Consider the following 12,419-nt stretch of genomic DNA (forward strand, 5'->3'; position numbering starts at 1 on the left):
CCCCATCCTGGGGCCCAGCGCTCGACGGGCATCCATGCCCGTCGCCTCCCTCCGCAAGACCTCCGCTCGGCCTCCTGACGTCGCAATTTGCGGTGTCTGATCTACCGTGCACTGAAAAGCCAAAGCCAAAGCCAAAGCCAAAGCCAAAGCCAAAGCCAAAGCCAAAGCCAAAGCCAAAGCCAAAGCCAAAGCCAAAGCCAAAGCCAAAGCCAACGCCAAAGCCAAAGCCAAAGCCAACGCCAGGGTGCTGATCAACGACAAACGATATCAATGCCTTGACCCAGATAGGGACAGGCATGAAAAAACCGCCACGAGGGCGGTTTTTCATGAAGCAGGTACGAATCAGAAACGGTAGGTGAGCGAAGCACCGATACCGTGTGCACTGTTCTCGTACTTGGCCTGGTAGCTGCCCTTCAAGGCCGCTTCCGTCGCCGAGTCCGGCAGGTTGTTGACCTTGGTGTCTTCTTCCCACAGGTAGGAATAGGCAACATCAATGGTCATGTCGTCGTTCGGGCTCCAGCCAGCACCAAAGCTGACCGCTTTTCGATCGCCGGTAGGAATGCGCGGCGAGCGATCATGGTTGTTGGTAGGCGACTGGTCAACGGAGAAGCCTGCACGCAGGGTCCACTCCTTGTTCACCTTGTAGGCCGCACCAATGGCGTGAGCCCAGGTGTCATGCCAGTTCTGCTCTTCGGTGATAGTCCGCAGCGGATAATTCGCAGGTGCCTCGTTCTCGACAGTGATGTTTTCCAGACGGCTCCAGCGAGTCCAGGTGCTACCCGCGTACAGCGTCCAGTTGTCATCGAGTTCATGAGTGACCGAGAAGTCCACGGACTCTGGCGTCTTGATTTTCAAGCTGGCGTCAAATTTGCCGCTCAAACCCAGACGTGGAATCGGATACGAAACGCGGGTATCGCCTTCAAGCTCGTAGTCGACCATCGAATGATAAGTCAGACCGAGGCGGGTACGGTCGGTGGCTTGAACGAGCACACCGATGTTGTAACCGACAGCAGTGTCGTCGCCTTTGATCTTGACTTCGCCATCCGGGCCGTTGGGGCCCAGGAAGGCCTTGCTGGCCAGGTTCGAGCCCAGCTCGCCCTTGATACGGTTGATGGTCGGGCCGAAACCGATAGACACCTTGTCATTGAAGGCATAGCTGACGGTTGGCTGGAAGGTGATGACCTCGACCTTGCTCTTCTTGCCCCAGTAGCGTGCCGCATCATCGCTGCCGTAGTCGGTAATCAGGCCGTATGGCACATAAACGCCGAAACCTACACTCCAATGGTCGTCGATCGGCTTGACGTAGAAGCCCATCGGCACACCAACAGTCGGTACCATATCGCCATCGGTTTCCCCCCCGAAGTTGCTACCACGGCCCGAAATGTCAGTTTTAGCGATTACGGCTGCGCCACCTACCGTGACTTGTTCGCGCTTCAGGCGAGACATGCCGGCAGGGTTGCCATATACGGTGCTGGCATCATCGGCAGCGGAAGAACGACCCGCGAAACCTGTCCCCATGCCACTGACGCTCTGTTCGTTGAGGGCAAAACCGGCAGCGAACAGTTGGCTGGAAGCGAGAGCAACGGCTACGCCGAGGGAGGTTTTGAGCATTACTTTTTTCATTATTAGAAACTCCTTGGGATCTCCGGGGCGAAAAGCTACCAACAAATCACGCGCTGCGCTATAGCCTGAATCACAGGAGATAGAGCGGTTTTGTAGGACAATCCGACCAAAATTCCTTTTTTTCCGGCAATACTGTAGGACAGTTCTCAAGATACCTCTGGCAATTTCTGAGCAATGCACAACTGCCAGGCTTGGGTGAAGTCGCGCAGGCGACCTTGCGGGTGAAAAATCTGACGCCAGATACGCGCCTGGCCTAACAGGTCGTCAGGGGCAGGCAGCGGGGTGGACTGGGCTTCGATGAGCATCCAGGCGATGGCGGTGGAATAGCGCAAGTTGACCGTGAGTTCCAGGTGCGGGCCGCCGAGAAACGCGTGCTGGCTCGCCAGGCCGCGTACCAGGCTGGCCAGTTCCGGATCACGGGCGAGGAAGTCGTCCCACACCGCCTGGTGCCGGCTTTCGCCGATGCGGTAGAGGCCGTGGCCACGGCGGTCCTGCAAGGCCGAGCCGAGCGCCGACTGGCTGGCCGCGATACCCAGAAGCAGGGCTTCGGCACTGGCGCAATGACGATTCAGGTAGACCAGGGTTGGTCGGATCACATACTGACACAATTCATTCGCCGCGATACCCATGATGCCCTCGAGCAGTAAAGGGCCGACGGGCGCTGGAGCTTGGCAGCTGGTGAATGATCAGGCCCGCCGGAAGCGGATAGAGCCGCTCGAGTTGAAGTGTAGTGTGATAAGCGTGGTGTAAAGAGCTGTTTTTAAATCGATTGCTGCCTGACGTCGAGTGCCATATGCCCTGCGGCAATTAGGCCAAGAACGATCAGGCAGCTTGCCTGCAGTGGCATTCAGCGACTGAATGCCCGTGCATTCGCCGCTCACGCGGTGAGCGACTGGCGGGTCCGGGCGATTACAGCCTGCAGAGGTTCCGAGCGGTTGTACTGTTCGGGGTATAGGCGTTCGGTGTGGCAGGCGACGCCGTGTTCGTCTACCAGGGTGAAACTGAAATTGCCCTTGCGTGGGGCAGTGATAAGGCACTTCAACGGCGAGAAGGCCTGGGAGAGGGTGCCAATGGCAGCCTGAATCTGATGATGAGTTTGCATATTGTTGGAGGTTCCTGCTTTAAACACGGGGGTTATGATCCGTGCATGATAGAAACGTTCCAGTGACGCCTTTATTAAGGGACGAACGAACCTGACTGGAACAGGGCAGCCAGAGAGAGCGCAATCAAATGTGGGCGCTTGGGCTGACTGGTAGGTACTTCAGAGGGCAGGCAATATCCCGGGGCCAAGGTTCTAGGCCATCCGGAATTGAATCCTGATCAATCTGTCACGTGATTCGTGCTTGAGCAGCGCAAGGCTGGCGAGTGAATCATCGAAAGGGCCGGTCCTGGTTTCAGCAGTAACGCTCTTGGGAGGAGCAGGTCTGCAAGGACGCATCTGGCCAGAATTGACTTTCAGCTGGGTACTAACGAGGCGCACCTTACCGGAACGCTGCAGGCTTTGCAAGCGTTGTCACGTTTCTTCAGGCGAGCCGCGCAGTATGGCGTTTCTTTAGCGTTGTGGGAAGAGGGGTAATGGGCGGCCAAACGCGAGGATGTACCGATTTCGTGCATTCGAATGCAGGTTTTCGGTGCACTTGTGCACATTCGAGGCGTGGTGTGTAACAGCGTGGCAACAGCCCCGAAGAGGCTCGCCAATGCCTTGACTGGCACCTTAAGTCAATGAAAAAAAACACTAATTTTTACTGGTGAAAAAATCGTCAGTTTGACTGTAAGCCCCATTTCATGGGGGTTTGCAGGGTACTTTAGGGGGTTGTCCACCGAGTTATCCACAGGAACTGTGGATTGTCCCGAGCGCTTGCTCTAGAACGGGCGTGCCAGCAAATCATCGAACTGTCGGACAATCCTCAGGCGCTTGCAGACCGTCTCGTCATCCGTTTGAAAGCGTCAAGAAAAGATCAGAGAAATTTTTTTCAATCCTCCGGAAATCGACAGGTCATGCCGTAAAAAAAAGGGTAGAGTGGCGCGCCTTTCGAGTTGCCTTCTCTGTTGCTCATGAAGTTTCGCGGTAAACATCTCGCCAGCCCTGCCATTTCGTCGTCTGCGCCTACCTCCAAGCGTTTTTCGCTGAAAGTAGCCCTTTGGCTGCTCGACAGCCCGCGCCTGGGCGACAAGCAACAGGTCAAGCACCTGGCCGGGCGCCTGCTCAAGCAACCGGCGCGCCAAGGCGTGGTGGAGGCCCAGAGCCGCCTGGGGCAGATGCTGTGCCGCGATTGTGGCAACGCCCGTGACCGACGCATCGGCCATGATCTGCTGCGCCAGGCGGCGCGGGCAGGGGATCGCCTGGCGCAACTGGAGTACGCGCGGCTGTGCCAGGCCAGCGAGCCGGAGCTGGCGCGCTACTGGTTGGAGCTGGCGGCGGGGCAGGGGTCGCAAGAAGCGCGTCGGTTATTGAGGCAGTTGGCCCAAGCTTGAGTCTTGCGGCGCCCCTACCGGCCCTATCGCGGGCAACCCGGCTCCCACAGGTGCAACACGATCCTGTAGGCGCGGGCTTGCCCGCGATAGGGCCGGTACAGGCGCCCGGTCAAACAGGCTGATAAGCTGCACTCAATTTGCAACAGATCGATCGGGGTAAGCATGACAGTGGATCTGACCAGCATTCTGCTGGGCTTGGTGGCAGGCGTCTTGCCGTGCCTGGGTTGGGTCATGCATGTGCAGCGTCGTCATGGTGCCCGGCAAGGCGAGCAGGCCTTGCTCGAAGAGCGCCTCAATGCCGCCCAACTGGCCCAGGCGGGTTTGCAGGCGCAACTGGAGGCCAGCCGCGACGAGGTCAGCGACCTCAGCGAGGCCAACACCGTCAAGCAGACCCAACTGGCCGCCCAGGGCCGCGAACTGGAGCTGCTGCAGATCGACCGCGACAATGCCCGCGACGCCGCCCACGCCTGGCATCTGGAGCGGGGCAACCGTGAAGCCGAGCTGCGTCGCCTGGAAGCCCAGACTGCGCGACTTGAGGCCGAGCTGCGCGAGCAGCAGGACAGCCACCAGCAGCGTCTGGAAGACCTGCAGGAAGCACGCGACACCCTGCGCGCGCAGTTCGCCGACCTGGCCACGAAAATCTTCGACGAGCGCGAGCAGCGCTTCGCCCAGACCAGCCAACAACACCTGGGTCAGTTGCTTGACCCGCTCAAGGAGCGCATCCAGGCCTTCGAAAAGCGCGTCGAGGAGAGCTACCAGCAGGAGGCCCGTGAGCGCTTCTCGCTGAGCAAGGAGTTGGAGCGCCTGCAGCAGCTCAACCTGCGCCTGTCCGACGAAGCCACCAACCTCACCCAGGCGCTCAAGGGGCAGAAAACCCAGGGCAACTGGGGCGAGCTGATCCTCGAACGGGTACTGGAGCACGCCGGCCTGGAGAAGGGCCGCGAGTACCAGACCCAGGTCAGCCTCAAGAGCGCCGAGGGCGAGCGCTACCAACCTGATGTGTTGATCATGCTGCCCGGCGACAAGCAGGTGGTGGTCGATGCCAAGGTCAGCCTGACTGCCTACCAGCAGTACGTCAGCAGCAACGATGAAAACGCGCTGAAACAGCACGTGCAGTCGCTGCGCAACCATGTCAAAGGCTTGTCCAGCAAGGACTACAACCGCCTCGAAGGCCTTCACAGCCTGGATTTCGTATTGCTGTTCGTGCCCATCGAGGCGGCGTTCTCGGCGGCCCTGCAAGCCGAGCCCAACCTGTTCCAGGAAGCCTTCGACCGGCAGATCGTGATCGTCAGTCCGACCACCTTGCTCGCCACCCTGCGGGTGATCGACAGCTTGTGGAAGCAGGAGCGCCAGGGCCAGAACGCGCGCGAGATCGCCGAGCGTGCCGGTTGGCTGTACGACAAGTTCGTGTTGTTCATCCAGGACCTGGACGAACTGGGCACGCGCTTGCAGCAGGTCGACAAGGCCTATGCCGCAGCGCGCAACAAACTGTGCGAGGGGCGTGGCAACCTGGTCAGCCGCAGCGAACAGCTCAAGCTGCTCGGCGCCCGGGCCAGCAAGAGCCTGCCGGCCGAGCTGCTGGAGCGGGCGTTATCCGATGAGGCAATGGCGGACGCTGCGCTTACTGCACCAGGCTCAGATGGCGATTGAGCAGGGCGCGCAGGGCCGCCGGCTTGACCGGCTTGGCCAGGTAATCCAGGCCCGCGGCATGCACCGTGGCCAGGGTTTCCTTGCTGCCATCGGCACTGATCACCACCCCCGGCACCGGCTCGCCCAGGCGAGCCCGTAGCCAGCCCATCAGCCCGGTGCCGGTTTCACCGTCATCCAGGTGGTAGTCCACCAGCGCCAGGTGCGGGCGCATACCCTTCTCCAGCAGCGCTTCGCACTCGGCGCGATTGCGCGCCGTCCACACCTGGCAGCCCCAGCGGCTGAGCAGGCTGTTCATGCCGATCAGGATGCTGTCTTCGTTGTCGATGCACAGCACCTGCAGGCCGGCCAGCGGCTGGCTGGCCTGTTCCAGCGGCGCGCTTGGCGCAGCCGCTGGCTGGCGAGCGATCGGCACCTTGACGCGGAACACCGTGCCCTTGCCTGGCCAGGAGCGCACCTCGAGGGGGTGGCCCAACACCCGGCACAAGCCATCGGCGATCGCCAGGCCCAGCCCCAGGCCTTTTTCGGCGCGGGTCTGGTGGCTGTCCAGGCGCTTGAACTCCTGGAAAATCACTTGCAGCTTGTCGTCGGCGATGCCTGGGCCACGGTCCCAGACTTCCAGCCACAAGTGCTCGCCCTGACGGCGAACACCCAGCAGGAGCGGGCTCTTGCCATAACGCAGGGCATTGGTCAGGAAGTTCTGCAGCACCCGGCGCAGCAGTTTCATGTCGCTGTCGACGCGCAAGCGGCTGCCGCGCAGGCGGAACTCCAGGCCCTTCTCGGCGGCCAGCAGCTTGAACTCGGCGCCGAGGGTGTCAAACAGCTCGTTGAGGGCGAACGGCTTGGCGTCCGGGGTGATCTTGCCGTTCTCCAGGCGCGAAATATCCAGCAGGTCGCTGATCAGCTCTTCGGCCGAGCGCAGCGAACTGTCCATGTGCTGGACCAGTTGCTGGGCTTCCTCGTTGAGGCCTTCGGCCTGTTGTGACAGGGCGGCGGAGAACAGCCGCGCGGCGTTGAGCGGTTGCATCAGGTCGTGGCTGACCGCCGCCAGGAAGCGGGTCTTGGACTTGCTGACCGCTTCGGCCTGGCTCTTGGCCTCCGACAGTGCCTGGTTCAGCTGCGACAGCTCGTGAGTCCGTTCGGCCACGCGCTGCTCCAGCCCCTCGTTGGAATCGCGCAATGCCTGCTCGGCCTCGCGGAACGGGGTGATGTCGGTGAAGCTCATGACGAAACCGCCACCGGGCATCGGGTTGCCGATCAGCTCGATCACCCGGCCGTTGGGGAACAGCCGCTCCGAGGAGTGCGCCCGACCCTGGCGCATCCAGTGCAGGCGTCGTGCCACATGCACTTGCGCCTCGCCCGGGCCGCACAGGCCGCGCTCGGCGTTGTAGCGGATGATGTCGGCGATTGGCCGGCCGACGCTGATCAGCCCGTCGGGGTAGTTGAACAGCTCCAGGTAACGGCGATTCCAGGCCACCAGGTGCAGGTTCTGGTCGACCACGCTGATGCCCTGGTTGATGTTCTCGATGGCCCCTTGCAGCAGTGCGCGGTTGAACTGCAGCACTTCGCTGGCTTCGTCGGCGATGCGCACCACGTCTTCGAGCTGCATGTCGCGGCCTTCGATGGCCGCCTTGACCACGGCGCGGGTCGAGGAGGTACCGAGTACGCCTGCGAGCAGCCGTTCGGTGTGTTCGATCCAGTCGCCGTCGGCATTCTGGTTGGGGTTGAAGCCTTTGCCCTGGCGGTAGGCGAAGCGGATGAAGCTCTGCCGCGCGCGCTCTTCACCGACGAAGCGCGAGGCCAGTGTCAGCAGGTCGTCTATCTGAACCGCCAGCAGCGGCTTGCTGTTGGGGCGGGCACTGGTCTGCTGGCCAATGAAGCGTCCGGCCTGCCAGTGCTCCGACACGCGAGTGCGTGACAGCATCGACACCCAGACGAACAGGGTGAAGTTGCCGGCCAGCGAAAGCACCACGCCTTGGGTGAGGGGGGTGATGGGCAGGTTCAGTGGGTTGCCGTGCAGCCATGCAAGGCCGGGGAACAGCTCCAGTGACCAGCCCAGGCTGTGGGCGGTGATGGGCAGCACCAAGGTGTAGAACCACAGGAAAATGCCCGCCGCCAGGCCTGCGAACACGCCGCGGCGGTTGGCTTGCTTCCAGTACAGCGCGCCGAGCATGGCGGGGGTGAGCTGGGTCACGGCGGCGAAGGCGATCTGGCCGATGGTCGCGAGGCTTGCGGTGGAACCGAGCAGGCGATAGCTGACGTAAGCCAGCAACAGGATGGCCACGATGGTCACCCGGCGTACCGACAGCATCCAGTGGCGGAAGGCCTCGAACGGCCGTTCGGCATTGTTGCGGCGCAGCAGCCATGGCAGCAGCATGTCGTTGGACACCATGGTCGACAGCGCCACGGCCTCGACGATGACCATGCCGGTGGCGGCCGAGGCGCCACCGATGAAGGCCAGCAGCGCCAGGCTCGGATGTGCCTCGGCCAACGGCAGGCTGATCACGAAGGAGTCGGAAATCACCGTGCCGGGCAGCAGCATCTGGCCGGCCAGGGCAATGGGCACCACGAACAGCGCGGCCAGCGCCAGGTACATCGGGAATACCCAGCGCGCCAGGCGCATGTCCTGCGGTTCGATGTTCTCCACCACGGTCACGTGGAACTGCCGTGGCAGGCAGATGATCGCCATCATCGCCACGGCAGTCTGCACCACCATCGACGGCCAGTTGATGGTTTCATGCCAATAGCTGTCGAGCTGCACCGACTGGCGTGCCTGGGTCAGCAGGTCGTCGAAGCCGTCGTACAGGTTGAACACCACGAACACGCCGACGGCGAGGAAGGCCAGCAGCTTGATCATCGATTCGAAAGCAATCGCCAGCACCATGCCCCGGTGGTGCTCGGTCACGTCCAGGCTGCGTGTGCCGAAGACGATGGCGAACAGCGCCAGCACCAGCGATACCACCAGTGCGGTGTCCTGCACGCGGGTGCCGGTGGCATCGGCATTGGCGCCGATCAGCAGGTTGACGCCAAGCACGATGCCCTTGAGCTGCAAGGCGATGTACGGCAGCACGCCGACCAGGCAGATCAGCGCCACCACCACGGCCAATGTCTGGGACTTGCCGTAGCGCGCGGCGATGAAGTCGGCGATGGAGGTGATGTTCTGCTGCTTGCTGATCAGCACCATCTTCTGCAGCACCCAGGGCGCGAAGATCAGCAGCAGGATCGGCCCGAGGTAGATTGGCAGGAACGCCCACAACTGTTCGGCGGCCTGGCCGACCGCGCCGAAGAAGGTCCAGCTGGTGCAGTACACCGCCAACGACAGGCTATACACCCAGGCACGCAGCCGCGGCGGCAACGGTGTGCTGCGGCGGTCGCCGTAGAAGGCGATGGCGAACATGATGGCCATATAGGCCAGGGCGACCACGGCGATCAGCCCGCTGGACAACGACATGAAAACTCCGGAGCAAAAAAGGTAACGCGGTCCCGATCAGTCAGTCTGGCACGCAAGCGCCGGTTCGTCAGCGCCGACGATGGTAGCAGTGGCGAGTCGTCGCAGGCGTTGCTGGCCCTATCGCCGGCATCACTGCTTGCGCGTACCCAGCCAATAGAACACCCCCGCCAGTATCACCGACATCACCAGCAGGTAGAAAATCGCCCCCGGCCACCACTGCGTCAGGGCAAACCCCACCATCACCGGCCCCAGCGCTGCCCCCAGGTTGGACAGGTTCTGCGCCCCGTAATACACCCCGCGCAGATGCTCCGGTGCAATAAGGTCGATGAACATGTACTCGGCCGGAATCACGATGATCTCACCCAGGGTGAATACCAGCATGGCCAGGCACCAGGCCAGCACCGACCCGGCCAGCGCGAAGCCCAGTAGCCCGGCGATGAACAAGGCCATGCCGGCCAGCAGCCAGGGCATCAGCCGCTGACGGCTGATGCGCCTGCCGATCAGGTACTGCAGAGCGATCACCGTCACGGCATTGGTGGTCACCAGGTAGCCCACCAGCCGCGCCGCCTCGCTGGGGCTGGTGGTCACCACCAGGTACTGCGACAGGTAGGCGGTGAACTGGCCAAACACCACGGCGCTGAGCACGCCTCCGAGGGTGAAGCACACCAGCCTCCGGTCGCCTGCCAGGCCCAGCGCCACCTGGACGAAACCTGCGCTCGGCTGTTCCGCCAGGCTGGCCTGCAGCCCACGATCGCCCAGGCGCCAGTAGGCCAGGCACATGCCCAGGCCAATCAGCGCGGAGGCGACGAAGGGCAGGTGGTCGTCCAGCTCCAGCATGGCAACGCCCAGCAGCGGGCCGACGGCATAGCCGACGTTGCTCAAGGTGTACTTGATGGCGAACACCTCGGCGCGCCGTTCCACCGGCAGCAGGGCGCAGAAGCCGGCCTTGGCGGCGATGTCGACCACGGCCAGGGTCAGGTTGATCAGTACCAGGCAGAGGAAGAACATCAGTGCCGAACGGCTGGCGATGGCGGCGGCGAAGGCCAGGGTGAACAGCAAGGTGCTGGCGCTGATCAGCGTGTGGTTGTGCAGGGTATCGACCAGGTGCCCGCCATACAGGCTCAGCAACGAGGCAACGATCAGTGCGCCGCCGATCAGCAGACCGATATGGCCGATCGAGAGCTGGAAGTTGTCGGCCAGGTAGACCACCAGGTAGGGCAGGGTGAGGGCACGGGCCAGGGTCAGGATGAAGGTGGCCAGCAGCAGCAGGCGCACGGTGCCAGGGTAATGCTTGAGGGCGGCGAGCATTGCCACGTCCTTGTCATGGGCGGTTGCCAGGGGGCAAGCATAGGAGAGTCGGCGCCAGGTGTCGCCTGCGTGGCATTGACAGCCTGCGATCCAGCGGGAATGCTTTCGGCCACTTCACATATAGATGTTTGCATGACAACTCGAGAGCGGCCCATGCCCCAACTGTCCGGTGACGCCAGACTTCCACGCTATCAATTGCTGCGTGATCACCTCATCGCGCAGATCGCCAACAACCGCTGGCGCCCGGGCGAGGCCATCGCCACCGAGGCGGCGCTGGCCAGCGAATTCGAAATGTCGGTCGGCACTGTACGCAAGGCCGTCGATGCGCTGGTTGCCGAAGGTGTGCTGGAGCGTCAGCAGGGCCGTGGTACGTTCATTCGGCGGCCGCAATTCCATTCCTCGTTGTTCCGCTTCTTCCGTTTCGAGACCGCCAGTGGTGAGCGGGTGATGCCCGAAAGCCACATTCTCTGCGTCGAGCCGGTGCCTGCACCCTCGGCAGCCGCCCAGGCGCTGGGCTTGCCGGTGGGCGCTGATGCCATCCGCATCCTGCGCATTCGCCTGCTCGGCGCGCAGCCAGTGTTGGCTGAAGAAATCTGGCTGCCGCGCCACCTGTTCCAGCCATTGCTGGAGGTGGAGCTGAACCAGAAAGGGCCGCTGCTCTATCCCATCTACGAAGAATTGTGCGGCCAGGTGGTTGCCTCCGCCGAAGAGGTCCTCACCGCCGAAGCGGCGGATGAAGCCCACTCGCGGCTCCTCCAGCTGCCTGTCGACAGCCCCGTGGTGGTCATCGAGCGGCTGGCCCGCGATTACGCGGGCAAGCCGCTGGAATGGCGCCGTTCGCGGGGCCATGCCCAGCACTTCCGCTACCGCGTCGACATCCGCTGACCCCGTCTGACGGCGTGCGCCCTGTTGCATGGGGCGCCTGCGATCGCGTACCCCTCATCAGTCGTTGATTGACAGCCCCGGTCGGCTGAATATAAGGTCATATATTCATATATATGACTGCATGTTTGTATAAAAACCGCGACGCATGACGCCGCCATAACAATCGACCAGGGTGATCGTTTCATGACCAGCCCCCATCTGCCTGCCGTTACCGGCATCGATACCCATGCCCATATCTTTCGCCAGGACCTGCCGATGGTCCCCAGCCGCCGCTACAGCCCGGCCTATGACGCGCTGATCGAGCAGTATCTGGCTCATCTGGACCGTTTTGGGCTGTCCCATGGCGTGCTCATCCAGCCCAGCTTCCTGGGTACCGACAACCGCTACATGCTCCAGGCCCTGCGCCGCCATCCCGAGCGCTTGCGCGCGGTGGCGGTGGTGGATGCCAGCATCAGCGACCAGGCACTGGACGCGCTGGCAGAAGCCGGCGTGGTCGGCATTCGCCTGAACCTGGTGGGCAAGCAGCTTGCCGACTATGCCGGCCCTGAATGGACGGCACTGTTCAAACGCCTGGCCGTGCGCGGTTGGCAGGTGGAGATTCAGCGCGGCTTCGACGACCTGGCCCTGATCGTGCCGGCCATTCTGGCCTGTGGTGTGGATGTGGTGGTCGACCACTTCGGCCTGCCAGCCAGCGGCATCGACCCACGCAACGACAGCCACCGCACCTTCCTTCACCTGCTTGCCGAGCCAAAGCTGTGGCTGAAGTTGTCTGCGGCCTATCGCAGCCAGTCCGACCTGGCCAAGGCCAAGGTGCTGCTGGCCCAGGTGCGCGAGGCGGTCGGTGGGCTCGAACGTTTCCTGTGGGGCAGCGATTGGCCTCACACCCAGTTCGAGCAGCAGACCCGCTACGCCGAGCAGTACGCCTTCTTCGAGGCTTTGCTGCCTGACCCCGGCGAGCGCGCCCAGGTGCTGCGCGACAACCCTGCGAAGCTGTTCGGCTTCGACCGTTCCCGCTGATAATCCGATAACA

At 62.5% G+C, this 12,419-nt stretch carries 10 protein-coding genes; 4 read left to right on the forward strand and 6 right to left on the reverse strand.

The features are described from left to right. The 4 genes from ACIPZG_RS21435 to ACIPZG_RS21450 all read right to left on the reverse strand — a co-directional run. The coding region (locus ACIPZG_RS21435) for a hypothetical protein (protein ID WP_400716690.1) at nt 1-328 on the reverse strand (328 nt) is incomplete at its 3' end. A 14-nt stretch (nt 329-342) separates the two neighbouring features. Then, nucleotides 343-1,623, reverse strand: a complete 1,281-nt coding sequence (locus ACIPZG_RS21440) for an OmpP1/FadL family transporter (RefSeq protein WP_400716693.1) — start codon at nt 1,621-1,623, stop codon at nt 343-345. A gap of 146 nt (nt 1,624-1,769) precedes the next feature. Further along, nucleotides 1,770-2,252 carry a hypothetical protein gene (locus ACIPZG_RS21445; protein WP_400642346.1) on the reverse strand — a complete coding sequence of 161 codons (483 nt, stop codon included), beginning with the start codon at nt 2,250-2,252 and terminating at the stop codon, nt 1,770-1,772. A gap of 248 nt (nt 2,253-2,500) precedes the next feature. Beyond that, on the reverse strand, nt 2,501-2,725 hold the full coding sequence (locus ACIPZG_RS21450) for a hypothetical protein (protein ID WP_103449531.1): 225 nt from the start codon (nt 2,723-2,725) through the stop codon (nt 2,501-2,503). 953 nt (nt 2,726-3,678) lie between these two features. On the opposite strand from ACIPZG_RS21450, the gene ACIPZG_RS21455 reads away from it, so the two are divergent. After that, the gene (locus ACIPZG_RS21455) at nt 3,679-4,098 is read left to right on the forward strand and encodes a tetratricopeptide repeat protein (protein WP_400716695.1); all 420 of its coding nucleotides are present in this window, start codon (nt 3,679-3,681) and stop codon (nt 4,096-4,098) included. 276 nt (nt 4,099-4,374) lie between these two features. Continuing rightward, complete coding sequence (gene rmuC, locus ACIPZG_RS21460) at nt 4,375-5,748, forward strand: DNA recombination protein RmuC (protein ID WP_400716966.1); 1,374 nt, start codon at nt 4,375-4,377, stop codon at nt 5,746-5,748. On the opposite strand, the gene ACIPZG_RS21465 is transcribed toward rmuC, so the two are convergent. Both ACIPZG_RS21465 and ACIPZG_RS21470 read right to left on the reverse strand, forming a co-directional pair. Then, on the reverse strand, nt 5,720-9,196 hold the full coding sequence (locus tag ACIPZG_RS21465; protein WP_400716698.1) for a NahK/ErcS family hybrid sensor histidine kinase/response regulator: 3,477 nt from the start codon (nt 9,194-9,196) through the stop codon (nt 5,720-5,722). The genes rmuC and ACIPZG_RS21465 overlap by 29 nt on opposite strands. A gap of 129 nt (nt 9,197-9,325) precedes the next feature. Continuing rightward, on the reverse strand, nt 9,326-10,504 hold the full coding sequence (locus tag ACIPZG_RS21470) for an MFS transporter (RefSeq protein ID WP_400716701.1): 1,179 nt from the start codon (nt 10,502-10,504) through the stop codon (nt 9,326-9,328). A gap of 153 nt (nt 10,505-10,657) precedes the next feature. Here ACIPZG_RS21470 and ACIPZG_RS21475 point away from each other — a divergent pair, with 153 nt between their 5' ends. Both ACIPZG_RS21475 and ACIPZG_RS21480 read left to right on the forward strand, forming a co-directional pair. Continuing rightward, on the forward strand, nt 10,658-11,389 hold the full coding sequence (locus ACIPZG_RS21475; RefSeq protein WP_400716703.1) for a GntR family transcriptional regulator: 732 nt from the start codon (nt 10,658-10,660) through the stop codon (nt 11,387-11,389). A gap of 183 nt (nt 11,390-11,572) precedes the next feature. Beyond that, the gene (locus tag ACIPZG_RS21480) at nt 11,573-12,406 is read left to right on the forward strand and encodes an amidohydrolase family protein (protein ID WP_400716705.1); all 834 of its coding nucleotides are present in this window, start codon (nt 11,573-11,575) and stop codon (nt 12,404-12,406) included. Nucleotides 12,407-12,419 lie beyond the last annotated feature (13 nt).

It is taken from the genome of Pseudomonas sp. NPDC089395 (genome assembly GCF_044749525.1).
In the GTDB taxonomy this organism is placed as follows: domain Bacteria; phylum Pseudomonadota; class Gammaproteobacteria; order Pseudomonadales; family Pseudomonadaceae; genus Aquipseudomonas.

What these genes read in the sequence shown, in the direction of transcription:
- ACIPZG_RS21455 (WP_400716695.1), top strand. Translation starts at nt 3,679, where the DNA reads ATGAAGTTTCGCGGTAAACATCTCGCCAGCCCTGCCATTTCGTCGTCT.
- ACIPZG_RS21440 (WP_400716693.1), bottom strand. Translation starts at nt 1,623, where the DNA reads ATGAAAAAAGTAATGCTCAAAACCTCCCTCGGCGTAGCCGTTGCTCTC.
- ACIPZG_RS21465 (WP_400716698.1), bottom strand. Translation starts at nt 9,196, where the DNA reads ATGTCGTTGTCCAGCGGGCTGATCGCCGTGGTCGCCCTGGCCTATATG.
- ACIPZG_RS21480 (WP_400716705.1), top strand. Translation starts at nt 11,573, where the DNA reads ATGACCAGCCCCCATCTGCCTGCCGTTACCGGCATCGATACCCATGCC.
- ACIPZG_RS21450 (WP_103449531.1), bottom strand. Translation starts at nt 2,725, where the DNA reads ATGCAAACTCATCATCAGATTCAGGCTGCCATTGGCACCCTCTCCCAG.
- ACIPZG_RS21475 (WP_400716703.1), top strand. Translation starts at nt 10,658, where the DNA reads ATGCCCCAACTGTCCGGTGACGCCAGACTTCCACGCTATCAATTGCTG.
- ACIPZG_RS21470 (WP_400716701.1), bottom strand. Translation starts at nt 10,504, where the DNA reads ATGCTCGCCGCCCTCAAGCATTACCCTGGCACCGTGCGCCTGCTGCTG.
- ACIPZG_RS21445 (WP_400642346.1), bottom strand. Translation starts at nt 2,252, where the DNA reads ATGGGTATCGCGGCGAATGAATTGTGTCAGTATGTGATCCGACCAACC.